Annotated in this window: 18 protein-coding genes; 8 read left to right on the top strand and 10 right to left on the bottom strand. The window is 60.3% G+C overall.

All coding sequences use genetic code 11. The features are described from left to right. Nucleotides 1–184 precede the first annotated feature (184 nt). The 4 genes from HAT86_RS08200 to HAT86_RS08185 all read right to left on the bottom strand — a co-directional run bounded on the left by HAT86_RS08200 (nt 185) and on the right by HAT86_RS08185 (nt 6,013). Nucleotides 185–874: a hypothetical protein gene (locus tag HAT86_RS08200; protein ID WP_231125856.1), complete on the bottom strand. Its 690-nt coding sequence runs from the start codon at nt 872–874 to the stop codon at nt 185–187. Between the two features lie 255 nt (nt 875–1,129). After that, nucleotides 1,130–2,257: a M48 family metallopeptidase gene (locus HAT86_RS08195; protein WP_167195649.1), complete on the bottom strand. Its 1,128-nt coding sequence runs from the start codon at nt 2,255–2,257 to the stop codon at nt 1,130–1,132. Beyond that, the gene (locus HAT86_RS08190) at nt 2,257–3,462 is read right to left on the bottom strand and encodes a DUF898 domain-containing protein (RefSeq protein ID WP_231125855.1); all 1,206 of its coding nucleotides are present in this window, start codon (nt 3,460–3,462) and stop codon (nt 2,257–2,259) included. The genes HAT86_RS08195 and HAT86_RS08190 overlap by 1 nt, the downstream gene beginning before the upstream one ends. Nucleotides 3,463–3,574: 112 nt before the next feature. Then, entirely contained in the window at nt 3,575–6,013 is a 2,439-nt protein-coding gene (locus HAT86_RS08185; RefSeq protein ID WP_167195646.1) for a DNA topoisomerase IV subunit A, read from the bottom strand. Between the two features lie 268 nt (nt 6,014–6,281). Between HAT86_RS08185 and HAT86_RS08180 the strand changes: the two genes are divergently transcribed. The 7 genes from HAT86_RS08180 to HAT86_RS08150 all read left to right on the top strand — a co-directional run bounded on the left by HAT86_RS08180 (nt 6,282) and on the right by HAT86_RS08150 (nt 11,453). Next, nucleotides 6,282–6,908 (top strand): SH3 domain-containing protein, encoded by a 627-nt coding sequence (locus HAT86_RS08180; RefSeq protein WP_167195643.1) that lies wholly within the window; start codon nt 6,282–6,284, stop codon nt 6,906–6,908. Between the two features lie 36 nt (nt 6,909–6,944). Next, nucleotides 6,945–7,772, top strand: a complete 828-nt coding sequence (locus HAT86_RS08175; protein WP_167195639.1) for an SDR family NAD(P)-dependent oxidoreductase — start codon at nt 6,945–6,947, stop codon at nt 7,770–7,772. A 77-nt stretch (nt 7,773–7,849) separates the two neighbouring features. After that, a complete protein-coding gene (locus HAT86_RS08170; protein WP_167195636.1) occupies nt 7,850–8,059 on the top strand; it encodes a twin transmembrane helix small protein in 210 nt (69 codons plus the stop codon). A 2-nt stretch (nt 8,060–8,061) separates the two neighbouring features. Further along, nucleotides 8,062–8,634: a cob(I)yrinic acid a,c-diamide adenosyltransferase gene (locus HAT86_RS08165; RefSeq protein ID WP_167195633.1), complete on the top strand. Its 573-nt coding sequence runs from the start codon at nt 8,062–8,064 to the stop codon at nt 8,632–8,634. Nucleotides 8,635–8,802: 168 nt separating this feature from the next. Beyond that, a complete protein-coding gene (locus tag HAT86_RS08160) occupies nt 8,803–9,606 on the top strand; it encodes a hypothetical protein (RefSeq protein ID WP_167195630.1) in 804 nt (267 codons plus the stop codon). 162 nt (nt 9,607–9,768) lie between these two features. Continuing rightward, nucleotides 9,769–10,527 (top strand): electron transfer flavoprotein subunit beta/FixA family protein, encoded by a 759-nt coding sequence (locus HAT86_RS08155; protein ID WP_167195627.1) that lies wholly within the window; start codon nt 9,769–9,771, stop codon nt 10,525–10,527. Then, nucleotides 10,527–11,453 (top strand): FAD-binding protein, encoded by a 927-nt coding sequence (locus tag HAT86_RS08150; protein ID WP_167195624.1) that lies wholly within the window; start codon nt 10,527–10,529, stop codon nt 11,451–11,453. Before HAT86_RS08155 ends, HAT86_RS08150 begins: the two co-directional genes overlap by 1 nt. 54 nt (nt 11,454–11,507) lie before the next feature. Here the strand turns inward: HAT86_RS08150 and HAT86_RS08145 are convergent, their stop codons facing one another. Then, nucleotides 11,508–12,350, bottom strand: coding sequence for a DUF6473 family protein (locus HAT86_RS08145; protein ID WP_167195621.1), 843 nt, complete (start codon nt 12,348–12,350; stop codon nt 11,508–11,510). Nucleotides 12,351–12,510: 160 nt separating this feature from the next. Here HAT86_RS08145 and HAT86_RS08140 point away from each other — a divergent pair, with 160 nt between their 5' ends. Continuing rightward, entirely contained in the window at nt 12,511–13,386 is an 876-nt protein-coding gene (locus HAT86_RS08140; protein WP_167195618.1) for a 3-hydroxybutyryl-CoA dehydrogenase, read from the top strand. Between the two features lie 12 nt (nt 13,387–13,398). On the opposite strand, the gene HAT86_RS08135 is transcribed toward HAT86_RS08140, so the two are convergent. Genes HAT86_RS08135 through HAT86_RS08115 form a run of 5 tightly spaced genes read right to left on the bottom strand, consistent with a single transcriptional unit; the run spans nt 13,399 to nt 16,405 of the window. Then, complete coding sequence (locus tag HAT86_RS08135) at nt 13,399–14,313, bottom strand: lysophospholipid acyltransferase family protein (RefSeq protein WP_167195615.1); 915 nt, start codon at nt 14,311–14,313, stop codon at nt 13,399–13,401. Nucleotides 14,314–14,328: 15 nt separating this feature from the next. Next, a complete protein-coding gene (locus HAT86_RS08130) occupies nt 14,329–14,607 on the bottom strand; it encodes an HPr family phosphocarrier protein (protein ID WP_408015016.1) in 279 nt (92 codons plus the stop codon). A gap of 7 nt (nt 14,608–14,614) precedes the next feature. Next, nucleotides 14,615–15,019: a PTS sugar transporter subunit IIA gene (locus HAT86_RS08125; RefSeq protein WP_167195612.1), complete on the bottom strand. Its 405-nt coding sequence runs from the start codon at nt 15,017–15,019 to the stop codon at nt 14,615–14,617. After that, entirely contained in the window at nt 15,016–15,978 is a 963-nt protein-coding gene (gene rapZ, locus HAT86_RS08120; RefSeq protein ID WP_167195609.1) for an RNase adapter RapZ, read from the bottom strand. The genes HAT86_RS08125 and rapZ overlap by 4 nt, the downstream gene beginning before the upstream one ends. Before the next feature lie 31 nt (nt 15,979–16,009). Beyond that, nucleotides 16,010–16,405 (bottom strand): HPr kinase/phosphorylase, encoded by a 396-nt coding sequence (locus HAT86_RS08115; RefSeq protein WP_167195606.1) that lies wholly within the window; start codon nt 16,403–16,405, stop codon nt 16,010–16,012. Between the last annotated feature and the right edge of the window lie 39 nt (nt 16,406–16,444).

Raw genomic sequence — 16,444 nt, 5'->3', positions numbered from 1 at the left:
TCTTGCCGTGGTCAACGTGACCAATCGTGCCAATGTTCACGTGCGGTTTCGAACGGTCAAACTTTTCCTTTGCCATGTCTCGAGGCGCCTTGTTCAGTTGGGGGGCCACTGGCCCGATTAACACTCCGCGCGGCGTTTATTGGCTTGTGCGCGGAAAATCAAGCCATTCATGCAGGCAATCTGGCTACTCGCTGTCGGGTGTTTCCGGTGCGCCACCCTGTTCGTCGTCTGCACCCTCGGGCAAGACCTCGGCATCAGGGCCGGGATCGGCGATGTCGGATGTGGCCATGTCCAAGCTGTCAGCGGTCGTTTCAAGGGCCCCGTCAGACGAACCACCCGTCTCGAACAAGCCATTTGCGGTGTTTTCGCGCACCAGCCAGTTCTGGATCAACTTGGCCGCGTTGCGGCTGAGGTTTTCCAGTTGCTGGTCCTTCGATTGCGTCAACCCGGACCCCAGCCATGTGTTACCTGAAAATGTTTCGACCACAGTCACCTGTTCGGGTTTTTCATTCAGCTTGACCTGCTTGGCGTCGTCCCAGACCGTCACGTTGAGGATCAGCGCGGATTTCGGCGAGGCCACCACCGGCACACCGGGCACCGCCAGAACATATCCCTCGACACTGATGCCCAGATGATAAAGCCGGTCCCCCTCATAGCGACTGAAACGGTCATCAACCGCCTTTTTCAGCGCGGTCGCCCATTCCTCCTCGGTCGCTTCGCGCGAGGCCGGACCCTTGGTCAGATTCGGCGCAACCACCACGTTGTGGCCCAGATGAAAATCCCCCAGATAGGCGGGCTTTTCGTCCAGATCATTGGGATTGGTGCAGGCAGTCATGGTCACAGCCACGGCCAGCAGGGTGATAATGCGCAACATGGGGGCCCCTTCAGGATATCCGTTGCGCCGGAATACAGCAGCACGCCTTGCCACGCAATCTTTGTCCCTCGACAGCACTGCCCCCGGCTGCTGAGCGATCCAATGAGGGTCTGGGGCTGCTTGTAGACGTCTCGGCAAAACCGCGTAAACCAGATCCCGCGCATCGCGACGCGACGACCAATGGTATCAGGCCAAATCGGCAACCGCTGGCACATGGTGATGGCCGCTCGCCGCCACAGCGGCCTCGCCATCTAACTAGCCACAAATCCCTTGCAACGCCTGCCATTGGGCGTCGGTCAGCACCGGCGCGGTGGCCCCTTGGCGGTTTGCATTAGCGCGCGCCCGGTCGGCACGCGCTTCGCTGGCGGGGTGGGTTGCGAAATATTCGGGCAATTGCGGCATGTCGCCTTCCAACGCCTGCAAATGGTCGAAAAACCGCGCCATGCCCGCGCTGTCGACCTCCGCCGCATTCAACATGTTCAGTGCAAAACGATCGGCGCGCGTCTCGGCCTCGCGGGTGTAACCTGCCTGAAGCAGCCGCTCGCCCAGAAACACCGCAATGGCGCCGCCCGTCACGTCGCCCAGAACCATCGACAAAAGCCCCGCCGACCCCGCCGCGCGCAAGGCGTGACGTGTGGCATCGCGTTCCTCGACATGGCCGATCTCATGCGCCAGCACCGCCGCCACCGCATCCGGCCCGCTGGCATTGTCCAGCAGGCCACGCAACACCACCACCTGCCCGCCGGGGGCAGCAAAGGCATTGACCATCTCATGATCGAACACCTGCACCTCAAGCTCGTATTGCAGATTTTGCCGATCGGTCAGTCGATCCAACATCACCGTCAGCGCAGCGCGCCCCTGCGGGTTTTGACAGTTAAGCGCGCCCATATCCGCCGCGCCCAGTGCCTGCTCCATCTGCGCGACGACGGTTTTGCCAAGGGCAATTTCCCGCTCTACCGGGATCAGCGTTGCCAATGTGTCAGCCATACGCGGCAAAATCACGAACAGCATCAGCACAACCGCTGCAACGGCCATCGCGCCGCGCGCGGCCAGCTTGCGGTAAAGGCCCTTGTGAACGTCGCGTTTGTGCAGATCGGGGCAGATGGTTTGCAACCGCGCGATGGTGCCCGGCTCGCTTATCGTCAGGCGCGCCGCATCGCGCGGCGCTTCGTCATCGCTGTCGGCATGCAGGGTCAGCGTCAGGGAAGCGTCCCGCGCCTGATCGCGCAGCGCGCGCAAACGGCCCAGTTGCCAAAACACCGGCCCATCGTCGAACGTGGGCCCATCAAAGACCAGCCGGCCACCGGCTTCGTCCAGCACCACGTCCACGCGATGATCACCTGCCGTCACACCATCAAAATAGCGCCCCGCAATGCCCGGCATCAGATCGCGCCACCCACATCCAACGCATCGGCAAAGCCTTCGGCATCGGCACCGCTGTCATGGGCGCGTTGCCTGATTTCGCCCAGCGCATCGGAATTATGCACCGTGACGGTTCCGACCACATGGCCGATCACAGGCTGGATGACCCAGACCAAGGCCAAAGACCCCGACATCGCCAAGGCCAGCACATACAATACCGCCGCCACAAGACCGGCCACGAAAACAGCGCCCTCGCCCATCAGGGCCGCCGGCGTCATGACAACAAACCACGCCGCGCTCAACCCGGCAAAGACCAAAGCCGAGATCAGCATCACCATCAATCCGCCCAGAATGAGCGTTGAGACGACATTGACGGTTTCAGGTTGCGCCGCGAACCCGATCCGCCCATCCAAAATCTTGTAAGCCGTCAGATACCGAAACGCGTTCACCCGGTAGGACACGATACCAACCATGAACCAGATGACACCCACCACACCGGCCAAAGCCGCAACCACGTCAGATTGCGCCACAATCCCGGCCAAGCCGCCAGCCAAGAGTGTAGCCATCGCCAGATAGATATGCCGTGCCGCCCCAAACAGGGCCGTCCACTTGCCGTCTTGACGGAATTGCGCATCGCCGTACCAAGTGCGGTCAGTCATGTATTTTTCCAACCTGAAGGTCTGCCATGGCAGCAAGATGCCAAACGTCGCAAGGGTGGCAATCCAATGGCCCAAGGCGCGCAGGGCATAGCCCCATGCCCCTTTCTCCATGCCGAACCGCACACCCCGCCAGCGGGTGCGCGCCATCTTGTAGCGCCGCGCCCGGTATTGCGCGAAAAAGATCAGCGGAAGAACGGCCAGCACGGTGATGTAAAAGGCGAACATCTGGGTCAACGCCTGCTGCGGGGTTTCCGGTGCGGTAAACAGGGTCAGCCCAAAATAGAACAGGATCATCTGCACGATGCCCAGATAAATCGCCAAAATCACGATCGCCATCAAAAAGCCAAGGAACTTTTCAATCCCGGTGCCGGTATATTCAAACGCGTCCTGCCCACCGTTAACCGACGACCAGATATATTTGCGAATGCGGGTTTTGGCCCAGAAACGGTAAATCCCCAAGGTGACAATCGTCAGCATCGCCGTCACCACCGCCAGCTTGAACAGCGGGCCGCGGTCCCCGGCGTAATGAGCGTCCAGCATGTTGCTGTCAGAAGCCCCAATAGACATGCGCACAGTCCTTTTAAAAACCTACCTCACCGCACAGCGCTTGGGCCCAAGCGCTGGCATCATTGGTTAAGATAGTCGCCTTTTACGTTGGCTTTGTGGCGCAAAAACGGCGTCAGGTGAATCGATTGTTCCGTGGAAATCCGCGGGGGGCCATGCGGCCCGTGCCCGCGCGTTTGCCCATCCATTCCGCCAAATCGGTTTCGGTGCGGGTGCGGCCTGCCGGGTCCAGCCAGCTTAGACCATCGGCAAGGGTAAAGGTGCTGGCATCGCTCAGGCCGCCATCCTTGTATTTCTGGAGCCGCACGCCCTTGCCACGGCCCATTTCGGGCAGTTCCTCAAGCGGGAAGACCAAAACCTTGCGGTTTTCGCCGACACAGGCCACGTGATCGCCAGTCACAGGTTTGCAGACCCGCGCGCGCACGTCGCCACGCACGTTCAAAACCTGCTTGCCGCTGCGGGTTTGCGCCACCACCTCATCTTCGTTCACGACAAACCCGTCACCTGCGCTGGAGGCCACCAGCAACTTGCGCCCCGGCTTATGAATAAACAGATCGACAATCTCGGCCGCGTTGGGCAGATCGACCATCAGGCGCACCGGCTCGCCCATGCCGCGCCCGCCGGGCAGGTTGGCCGCAGACAACGTGTAGAACCGCCCGTTGCTGCCGAACACCAGCAGCCTGTCGGTGGTTTCGGCATGAAACACGAACCGCCCCTCGTCACCGTCTTTGAACTTCAATTCCCGGCCAAGGTCGATATGACCCGACATGGCCCGGATCCACCCCATTTTCGAGCAGACCACAGTGATCGGCTCGCGGTCGATCATCGCTTCCAGCGGCACCTCTTCGACATTGCCCGCTTCGGCGAACTGGGTCCGGCGCACGCCGACGTTCTGACCGTCCAGAACGTAGTTTTTGCCAAAGGTCGCCTTGGCCTCTTTCAACTGATTGGCGATCGCATCCCATTGCAGGTTGTCGTCATCCAGCAGATCCTCAAGACCGGCGCGTTCTTCCATCAGCGTGTCACGCTCTTTGACCAGCGCGTCCTCTTCCAGACGCCGCAAACTGCGCAGGCGCATGTTCAGGATGGCTTCGGCCTGCACGTCCGACAGGCCGTTTTCGCGGCCCGCGTAGCTGTGTGGCACGGTGCGCTCGGGCGCGGTTTCGGCCAGAATGCCGGTGGCCGCAAGCCCCGGGTCGGCCACCAGCACCAGCGTTTTCATATCCACACCCGCCAAGGGCGACAGATACTCGGCCTCGTTCATGGCGCGGCGCAAGGTGGATTGATGCGGCGTGCTCCAATCCTCGTACATCAGCGCCGCTTTCGGGTCGTCGTCGTAGCGAATGATCTCGATCACCCGGTCAAGGTTCAGGAAGGCGGTGATCAGCCCCTGCAACACCTCAAGCCGGTGGTCGATCTTGCTCATCCGGTGACGGCTGCGGCGGATCAGCACCTCGCGGCGGAAATCCAAGAAGGCCCGCAGCACTTCTTTCATCGAACAGACCTTGGGGGTCACCCCGTCGATCAGCAAGTTCATGTTCAGCGAAAACCGCACCTCAAGGTCCGAGTTGCGGAACAACATGTTCATCAACACCTGCGGGTCGACATTTTTCGACCGAGGCTCCAGCACCATGCGCACATCGTCAGCCGATTCATCGCGGATATCGGCCAGAATAGGCACTTTCTTGGTCTGGATCAGTTCGGCCAGTTTTTCGACCAGCTTGGATTTCTGCACCTGATAGGGAATTTCCGTGACCACAACCTGCCACTGACCGCGGCCCAGATCTTCGACCTCCCACTTACAGCGCAGACGAAACGCGCCGCGCCCGGTGCGATAGGCCTGCGCGATATTCTCGGGCGGCTCGACAATCACGCCGCCAGTCGGAAAATCCGGGCCGGGCACATAGTTCAGCAACGTATCATCGCGCGCATCCGGCACCTTGATCAGATGCAGGCAGGCATCCACCAACTCGGCGATGTTATGCGGCGGAATGTTGGTGGCCATGCCCACCGCGATGCCGCTGGAACCGTTGGCCAGCAGGTTTGGAAACGAGGCCGGCAAGACGATCGGTTCCTGCAGCGTGCCATCGTAATTGTCGCGGAAATCAACGGCGTTTTCGTTCAACCCCTCCAACAGCGCCTCGGCGACGGCGGTCATCCGCGCCTCGGTGTAGCGTGGGGCGGCAGGGTTGTCGCCGTCGATATTGCCGAAATTGCCCTGCCCGTCGACCAGCGGATACCGCACCGCGAAATCCTGCGCCAGACGTGCCATCGCATCATAAATCGCGGCATCCCCATGCGGGTGATAGTTGCCCATCACGTCACCGCTGATCTTGGCCGATTTTCGAAACCCGCCCGTGCTGGACAGTTTCAATTCGCGCATCGCGTATAGAATCCGCCGATGCACTGGCTTCAGACCATCGCGCGCGTCGGGCAGCGCGCGGTGCATGATCGTGCTTAGCGCATAGGTCAGATACCGGTCACCGATCGCGCGGCGCAGCGGTTCCGAAGTTTGGTTTGGCGCGCTCGCGCCATCGTCGATCAGATCGCTCATACTGCCCTGACTACCCTTGCGGTCCGGCCTGTGACCAGACCCTGACGGTTATTTGTAATTTAGCCCTGATAAACCGCGCCATGGGGGCAAAGGTCAAGAGCGGGCAAACCTTGCAGCCCCCAATCGGATGCAACACCTTATTAAAACTACGCGAGGTTACGGATTTTCCCCGCAAACTCGTCCGCGAATCGGATATAGTTTTTGTGCTGCTGGCCGTTCGGGGGAACGGTCCGATCATGTTTTTTGTTGTTGTGTGGGGGGACGCGCGATGTGGCGCTTTATTTTTGTGACATTCGCATTTCTTGGAAGTGCATTTTATTTTCTAAGCGGCGGCGCCGATTACGCGCCGGCGCCAAACTCCATTCAGGCGCGCGCCCAGACCGACGGCTCGACCCTGTTTGCTTGGCCCGACCCTGCACCGAAGGTCGCACAAGCGCAATTTGCGGAGGCATCGCCGGACACAGCGGATGCAACTGGCAATAGCACAGTCAGCCGCGCAGTGGCGTCTTTGAACGATCTTAGCCTTGCCGCCAAGGCACAGCCCGGTGCCGTTCGCCTGCAATTGGCCTCGGGGGACAGCCGCCAGTTTTCGACGCCCCAGCCAACAAAGGCCGCAGCCGAAGCCGGCACCGATACATCCGATGACATCGCCAGTGCCATCGCCCGCGAGGTTGTCGTTGCCTCTCCGATTGCCGATGTTCGCAAGGTCACAGGCGCCAGCGTCAACATGCGCAGCGGCCCCGGCACCAAGTTTGGCCGCCTTGCCCGCCTGAAGGGCGGCACGCGCGTCGCGGTCTTGCGCGATCCCGGCGATGGTTGGTTGAAAATCCGCGTCGTCGAAACCGGGCGCGTGGGCTGGATGGCCGATTGGCTGGTAACCGCATCTGCAAACTGATTGCATCGCCACGTTCCCCACGGCATAGCACGCGGCATGAGCCAGAAATCCATCCTGATCACCGGCTGCTCTTCGGGCATCGGATATGACGCCGCGCATGCGCTGCGCGCGCGGGGCTGGCGGGTCTTTGCCGCTTGCCGCAAACCCACGGATTGCGACCGCCTGCGCGCCGAGGGTTTTGACAGCCCCCGCATCGACTATGAAGACGAGGCCACGATCGAACATGGCTTGGCCGAGGTGCTTGCGGCCACGGGGGGGCGGCTGGATGCGCTGTTCAACAATGGTGCCTATGCGATACCCGGCCCTGTCGAAGACATCCCAACCGACGCGCTGCGCACGATCTTTCAATCCAACCTGATCGGCTGGCACGACCTGACACGCCGTGTCATTCCCATCATGCGCGCCCAAGGGCATGGGCGCATCGTGCAATGCTCTTCGGTTCTGGGTCTTGTGGCGATGAAATGGCGCGGCGCTTATGTGTCCACGAAATTCGCGCTTGAAGGCCTGACAGATGCCTTGCGCCTTGAAATGGCCGGAACGGGCATCGAGGTGTCGATCATCGATCCCGGCCCAATCGAAACCGCCTTTCGGCAGAACGCGATCAAGGAATTCGAAAAATGGATCGACTGGGAAAGGTCCGCCCGCGCGGTCGAATATCGCGACAGCTTGCTTGATCAGCTTTACACAGGCAGCAGCAAAGGCCCGCAATGGCCCGCATCCGCGGTGACGGGTAAACTGATCCACGCGCTGACAGCGCGCCGTCCGCGTGCGCGCTATTACGTCACGACCCCGACATATATGATGGGGCTGCTACGGCGCATCCTGCCCACCCGCGCGCTGGATTGGGTGCTGTCCAAAGGCTGAGGCGCGGCAAGAATTCCCTTTCGCTTTTTACCAGCGACACCCTAGATGGTGCCAGAGACGATTCGAAGGAAAAACACATGCTCAGCGATCCGCTTTTCATCATCGTGGCGCTTGCCTGTTTGGGCGTCGCCGTGATCCTTGCCATAGGCATCGGCACATTCGGCAAGGAAGGGCGGGACAACGCCAAGCGCGCCAACAAACTGATGCGCTGGCGTATCATCGCGCAATTCGTGGCGGTGCTGTTGATCCTTCTGTTTGTCTACATCCGCAGACAAGGGGGACAATAATCATGGTCGTGCTGAACAAGATTTATACGAAAACCGGCGATCACGGGGAAACCGCGCTTGGCAATGGCGCGCGCGTGGCCAAACATGCGATGCGCGTCACCGCCTATGGCACCGTCGACGAGGTCAACGCCACCGTCGGGCTGGCACGCCTGCATGCGACAGGTGAAACCGACGTAGCGCTGTCGCGCATCCAGAACGATCTGTTCGATCTGGGGGCTGATTTGTGCCGCCCCGACATGGAAAAGGATGCGCAGGCCGAATACACCCCCCTACGCATATCCGACAATCAGGTGTCGCGTCTGGAAACCGAAATCGACACCATGAACAAGGCGCTTGAGCCGCTGCGTAGCTTCATCCTACCCGGCGGGTCTGATTTGGCCGCTTACCTGCACCTGTGTCGCACCGTGTCACGCCGGGCCGAACGCCTCAGCGTTGAACTGGCGACCATGGAACATGTGAACCCTGCGGCGGTCAAATATCTCAACCGGCTCAGCGATTGGTTTTTCGTGGCGGCACGGGTGTCGAACGATGGCGGCGCCAAAGACGTCCTGTGGCAGCCGGGCGCAAACCGCTAGCCACGGTTAAAATGTAATGAAAGCCCCGTCATAGCCCACCGCTATGACGGAGCTTTTGCCGAACGATCCGACTGGAGGCCATCAGTCAACTGTGGCACTCTACGACGAAACACACCGCTGATGTTGTAAAGGCGCAGGTGTTCGTTTTGACAGTATGAGGTTAGGTTCATGTCGTTACCAACTATTGCAATGTTTTGGGATGGCCCGCCTTTGGGCTTTATCGAACGCCTTTGCATCACCTCTTTCCTGGAGATGGGTCATCCCGTCGAGGTATTTTCCTATACCGGGCTCGACAACCTGCCCGACGGTGCCAAGGCGGTCTCCGCCGAAGAGATCCTGGCCAGTCCCGACAGCATCATTCGCCACGAACGTACCGGCAGCGCGGCAATCCATGCCGACAAGTTCCGTTACCACCTGCTGACCAAGCGGCCCGGCATCATCTGGGCCGATACGGATATTTATTGTCTCAAACCGTTCCAGCCCGAGAATGGCTATCTTTTTGGGCTGGAAAACGACAAGGTGATCTGCAACGCGGTCATGGCCCTGCCTGCAAGCTCCCAAACGCTGGCCGATCTGGTGGCCTTCTGCGAAGATGAATACGCGATCCCAGTGTGGATGATGCCCCGCCACCGTCAGGAAATGCGCGACCGCGCCGAGGCGGGCAACCCGATGCATGTTTCGGAAATGCCGTGGGGCGCATGGGGTCCAAAGGCGCTGACACATTACCTGCACAACAATGACGAATTCCGCCACCGGCAGGACGAGCACGTGCTTTACCCCGTACCCTACAAGGACCGCCGTCTGTTCTGCCGCCCGGCCCGGAAGACATGGAACCGCGTCAAGAACGATACGATCTCGCTGCATTTTTACGGTCGCCGCCTGCGTGCGCATCTCGACAACAGCTATGACGGCGTCCCGCCTCAGGGATCGCTACTGGCGGAGCTGGGGGAAAAACACGGCATCCGCCCCTGAAAACCGCAAATTCCGACAAGCAAACCAAAAACGCGACGTCGCCAGATGCAAACGTGACGATTTTGCCCTGTTTCCCCATGGGCCAAACCTGTATCAACATCGGGGAGAGCTTTACCGAGAGTCGTGTCGCGGCTCTTTACCATTCTGAGGGAGACCATGCCAATGAAGGTGCTAGTGCCTGTCAAACGCGTGATTGACTACAACGTGAAGGTCCGCGTGAAAGCGGATGGATCGGGTGTTGATCTTGCCAACGTGAAGATGTCGATGAACCCGTTCGACGAGATTGCTGTCGAAGAGGCGATTCGCCTGAAAGAGGCCGGGAAGGCCGACGAGGTCATCGCGGTGTCGATCGGCGTCAAGCAGGCGCAGGAAACCCTGCGCACTGCATTGGCCATGGGCGCGGATCGCGCCATTCTGGTCGAAGCCACCGACGATGTGCATACCGATATCGAACCGCTGGCCGTGGCCAAGATTCTGGCCAAGGTGATCGAAGAGGAACAGCCCGGTCTGGTGCTCTGCGGCAAGCAAGCGATCGACAATGACATGAACGCCACCGGCCAGATGCTGTCGGCGTTGCTGGGTTGGTCTCAGGCGATGTACGCCAACAACGTGGACATTGATGGCGACCATGCCGTTGTAACCCGCGAAGTCGATGGCGGCCTGCAAACCATCAAGGTCAAGATGCCCACCATCATCTCGACCGACCTGCGCCTGAACGAGCCGCGCTATGCGTCGCTGCCCAACATCATGAAGGCCAAGAAAAAGCCGCTGGATCAAAAAACCGCTGCCGATTACGGCGTCGATGTCAGCCCGCGTCTGGAAATCCTGTCCACCTCGGAACCCGAGGCGCGCAAGGCGGGCGAAATCGTCGGCTCGGTTGACGAGCTTGTGTCGAAACTCAAGGAAGCGGGGGCCGTGTGATGTCTGTTCTTCTGATTGCTGAAATCAACGATGGCACGTTGGCAATGGACGCCACCGCCAAAGCCGTGACCGCCGCCGCGAAACTGGGGGACGTGACAGTGCTTTGCGCCGGCGAAACCTGTGCCGATGCCGCCGCCGAAGCGGCCACGATCGACGGTGTCGCCAAGGTGCTGTGCGCCGAAGATGCGCTGTATGGTCACCGTCTGGCCGAAGCAGTGGCTGCCCTGATCGTCAGCGTTGCGGATGATTACAGCCATATCGTGGCGCCCGCCACGACCGACGCCAAGAACATCCTGCCGCGCGTCGCCGCCCTGCTGGATGCGATGGTGATCACCGATGTCACCGCCGTGGTCGATGCCGACACGTTCGAGCGTCCGATTTACGCCGGCAACGCTGTGCAGACCGTCAAGTCGAAAGACGACAAGAAGGTCATCAGCTTCCGCACATCCACCTTTGACGCCGCGGGCACCGGCAATTCCGCAGCCGTTGAAACCATTGGCGCGGCGGATGATCCAGCCCTGTCCGAATGGGTGGCTGACAAGGTCGCCGAAAGCGACCGCCCCGAGCTGACCTCGGCCGGGGTTGTTGTATCGGGTGGCCGTGGCGTTGGCTCGGAAGACGACTTTGCCCTGATCGAGAAACTGGCAGACAAGCTGGGGGCCGCTGTTGGGGCCTCGCGTGCCGCGGTCGACTCGGGCTTTGCGCCGAATGACTGGCAGGTCGGTCAGACCGGCAAGGTTGTCGCCCCTGAACTGTATATCGCCGTCGGCATCTCGGGTGCGATTCAGCACTTGGCTGGTATGAAGGACTCGAAAATCATCGTCGCCATCAACAAAGACGAAGAAGCGCCGATCTTTCAGGTGGCCGATTACGGCCTTGTGGCTGACCTGTTCGAGGCTGTCCCCGAACTCAACGAAAAGCTGTAAGCACTGGCCCTGCCAGAGTTGCCGCCAAAGGCCCGCCAGATCGGCGGGCCTTTTTCATTTTGTCACCATCACGCCGCGCAGCGCAGGCACAAGCGCCATCGCCGCTTCGGCATGGGCCGCAGGGCCCAGCAACTCATTGGCGGCCGGGGCCTCGGCGCTTGAAAACACCATGCCGCTGGTGCCGGTTTTCAGCGCGGTCGCACTGGCCGTTACTTCGACCACCTGCACCGCCCTGCCACGCACAGCCTCAAGCATGCGACGGGTCACAAAGGCCGGGTCTTGCGCCAGATCCGCCCCGTCACAGCCATGGCCCGGTCGCCGCGCCGCAAACCACAGTGCAACAACCGGCGGGCCATCCCCTGCCAACAGCTTGCCAATCCGTTCAACCCAGACCGCCCGCAACTCTTCGCGGACAAGATCGAACCGTTCGGGCGACACACCTTGCAAACGCCGCAGCATATGCCGCGTGAAATGGAACTCGGTGAAATCCACATCGGGAAACAAGCGGCGCAAGGCATCGGTTGCCGTCAAGAACCGATCATTTCGGCGTTGATGCACCGTGTAAAACCGATTGGACATATTCTGCGCCCCCGGCAGCTGCAAGACCACCGCCGCCGCGTCGGCGCGCGCCTTGGACATGGCCGGATCGTTCAACAGCACATCCAGCCCTGCATTGGGCCATCCCAGATTGACACAGGCCACGCCAAGACGTTTTTCAACCATCGCCGCAAATGGCGCGCGTATGAATTTTCCGTAGGTTTCAGTGCCCCCCAGAAACACCACGTAGTCACCGTGCAACTGTCGCTTTGGCCCCCGGAAGGTCAGTTTTGACCCGAAATAGTGACACGGGCAGTAATCAAGGGGCGCCCGCCCCCCTCTGAAAGGTTGGTAACTCATATTCCCCACCACGTTTTATTCACCCGAAGGCAGAGTCGCACCACCGAGTTTAGAAAACGCTAAAGGTGCAATTCGCTTTGAATTTTTGCCAGTATCGGCCCTTGCAGCCCGGCCCGACCCATGCCTATGCTGACGCGTATCACAGCGAAGGGCGGGCGATATGGAGATCGGGAAAATCGGCGTTGTCGGCGCGGGCCAGATGGGCAATGGCATTACTCATGTCATGTCACTGGCAGGGTATGAGGTGTTGCTGAACGATATCAGCAAAGACGCGCTGGATCAGGGCTTGGCCGTCATTCGCAAAAACATGGAACGTCAGGTCAGCCGCGACAAGATCACCGCCGATCAGATGGAGGCGGCGCTGGCCCGTATCACCACCACCCTGACGCTCACCGATCTGGGCGCAACGGATCTGGTGATCGAGGCCGCAACCGAGCGCGAGACCGTAAAACAGGCGATTTTCGATGAATTGCTGCCGCATTTGCTACCGCATACGATCCTGACCTCGAACACCTCGTCAATATCCATCACCCGGCTGGCCAGCCGCACCGACCGCCCCGAGAAATTCATGGGCTTTCACTTCATGAACCCGGTGCCGGTGATGCAGCTGGTCGAACTGATCCGCGGCATCGCCACCGATCGCGACACCTATGACGCCTGCTTTGCTGTGGTGGAAAAACTGGGCAAAACCGCCGCCTCGGCCGAAGATTTCCCGGCCTTCATCGTCAACCGCATCCTGATGCCGATGATAAACGAGGCCGTCTATACCCTTTACGAAGGCGTCGGCAACGTGAAGTCGATCGACGAATCCATGAAACTGGGCGCAAACCACCCAATGGGGCCGCTGGAATTGGCCGATTTCATCGGGTTAGACACCTGCCTTGCCATCATGAACGTGCTGCACGACGGGCTGGCGGATACCAAATACCGGCCTTGCCCGCTACTGACCAAGTATGTCGAAGCTGGATGGCTGGGCCGCAAAACTGGCCGGGGTTTCTACGATTACCGCGGGGATGTACCTGAGCCGACCCGCTAGCCGCGCCGCCGTTTAGTCGACAGTTTCACCCAGTGACAAGGTATGCGCGCGTAGCCATGTCATGAAACCGCGCGGATCGCTGTGCAGCATGTCCATCTTTTCCGCCGACACCGGCGCGCCCACCACCGGCTTTTGCGGTTTGTTGCAGCTATGCACAACCTCGTGCAGCAACAGCGATTGCCGCAGCGTGGGAGAAATCCGGTTGGCCATCTGATACCACCGAGAGTTCGAGCCCGGAAAATAGATCGGCACAACCGTCGCGCCCGACCGCCGGATCATCTGGGCTGTAAACACGTTCCATTCACGTTCAACCGCCGGGCCAAACAGCGTGTCTGACGAGGCCACAACCCCTGACGGGAATACGCTGATCAGGCCGCCCTCTTTGAGGTGAGCCATCGCCTTGGCCCGCATTTCAACCGATTTGCGTTGCGCATCCGGTTCATGCGGAAAGGGCACAGGGATCATGTAAGAGGCTGCAACCTCATCTATTCCGGTCAGCAAGGCGCGCGTCAGTATCTTGTAATCGGTGCGCCGCCGTCCGATCAGATCGGCCAGTATCATTCCGTCCACCAGACCATGCGGATGGTTGGCCACCGCAACCACCGGGCCTTCGCGCGGGATATTGGCCAGCTGGTTTTCCGGTGTCAGAAGGTCAACGCCCATCGTATCCAGCGCCGCGCGCCAAAACGGTTGACCCGTCGGTGCGCCACGCCGTTCGAACGCCTTGATCATGCGAATAATGGACAGCTTTCCGGTAAACCATTCGATCGCCCGAATGGTGAATGCCGTCATCGGCGCATCGAACGAATTGGCGTAGGTCAGGCTTCGCCGGTCATATTTGGTGAAATTCACCGTTTCACCCGGTTGCCCGCTACCCTCATCCTGTGCGCCGTCAACCACCTGATCTATTCCCGTTCCGTCGCGCATCGCCGCGCCTTTGTCTTACATGTCTTCGCCAAACCGGTTGGCCACCAAAGCCTCGACCGCATCTGCCAAAGCCCCGGCATCCGGCCCCGAGGTTTGCACGTCAATAGTGCTTCCTTGCGACGCTGCCAACATCAAAAGCCCCATGATGCTGTCGCCACCGGCTGACATGCCATCATGGCTGACTTCGGCGGACGCATCAAATCCCTCGACCACTTCGACCAGCTTGGCAGCGGCACGCGCATGCAATCCCTTGACGTTGACGATTTTCATTTGGCGGGTGTTCATGTCGGACATCAAATTGCTACCTGCTGGTCTCGCCGGACGAGACATTGTGACTGTCGATATACTTGCGGCCTGCATCCAAAGCCGCGCGTGCGGCCTCATGCACTGGTAAGTCGCGGCTTTTGGCCAGCTTGATCAGAAGCGGCAGGTTCGCACCGTAAAGAATGCGTCGGTTCGACGGCTGACAGGCCTTCAGAGACAGGTTTGATGGCGACCCACCAAACAGATCGGTGACGATCATCACCCCGTCGCCCACATCCACTTGATCAGCAGCGGCACAAATTTCGGCCTGCTTGTCAGCACGATCATCGGTATCCTGCATGGATACGGCATGGATGCCGGTTTGGCGGCCCATCACATGTTCGATGGCCCGCAGATACTCTCGGGCCAATTCGCCATGCGCAACAATCACGATGCCGATCACCGCCGCCTCTCTCCTGTTCGGTCCGGGCCGGGCTGCCCTGTCTGCGCATCGGGACGGACCATTGCGCGGCGCCGCTCCAACTCGCGGTGCCTTATTGACACCGCCCAGCCATCCTCTGCAAGGGCTTGGGCCAAAGTTTCTGCCATTGTGACACTACGGTGCTGCCCCCCGGTGCAGCCAAAACCGATTGCCAGATATGCTTTTCCCTCGGCCTCGTAGGCGGGCAACAGCAGATTGGCCAGATCAATCAGTTTGTCCCGGAATGCGGCAAAGCGCGCGTCACCGGCTACATACTGCGCAACCCGTGCATCACGTCCGTCCAAACTGCGCAATGCTTCGTCCCAATAAGGATTGCGCAGGAACCGGCAGTCAAACAGCATGTCCAACCCGCGCGGCAACCCGCGTTTGTAGGAAAAGGAATGCAACGACACCGCCAGTTCGCCTTCGCCGTCCGGGGTGAACCAGCGCTCCAACTCAGCGCGCAGATCATGCGGTGACATCTCGGAGGTGTCGATCAGCAAGTCGGCCCGCGCGCGGATCGGCCCCAGAAGATCAAATTCGCGTTCGATCCCTTCGCCGGGGCTTTCCGCCGGGGCCAGCGGGTGGCGACGACGGGTCTCCGAAAAGCGGCGCACCAGCACGTCAAAGGTACAATCCAGATACAGAACCTGCATCGGCGCGCCGGTCAGCCCATCCATGCGGTCGATCGCATCGATCAGCGCGTTGGTTGAGAAATCACGGTTGCGCGTGTCAAACCCAAGGGCCAGCGGCTTATCCGGCGCGTTCCCCTTCAGCAAACCGGGCAATAACGACAGCGGCAAGTTGTCGATCGCTTCGTATCCCATGTCTTCCAGAACCCGGATCGCGGTGCTGCGTCCCGCGCCGGATGGCCCGGTGACCAGAACCAGCCGCGCAGGGCCGGATCGGGTTGGCGAATTTGCCTGTTCAGCGCCTGTCATCCTTACCCCCAGTTGATCATTCACTGTATATCTATTTCAGATATAGCAGGATTGCCGCAGGAAAATGGGCAGCGCCCGGATTTCGCAAAACCGGCAGGGTCACACCCAGCAATTGGTCTTGCCGCTTGTCGGGCAGTCGCTTTGGTTCCGGCTGGTCCATATCTACGATCAAGGCCAGCGGTGCCGGACCTACAGCCGCGCAGTGCAGCAACCCCACGCCGCGCGCCTCGATCAGGCCATGAATTGTATTGGGGGCATCCGCGACCACACGGTCGCCATCCCGTGTCAAAACCGTGCGATCATCAGCGACCAGCGCCGCACCAAGCGCGATTAGTTGCAGCGCCAACGCCGATTTCCCCGACCCCGAGGCGCCACGGATCAAAACCCCGCGCCCGTCAACCGCGACCGTGCTGGCATGAACGACCATTGGCGCTGGGTCGGGGTGTTCGCGAAATTGGCCATCGCC

Origin of the sequence: Roseovarius gahaiensis (assembly GCF_011601345.1) — a bacterium.
Lineage (GTDB): Bacteria > Pseudomonadota > Alphaproteobacteria > Rhodobacterales > Rhodobacteraceae > Roseovarius > Roseovarius gahaiensis.
This window is presented reverse-complemented; position numbering and strand designations above follow the sequence as displayed.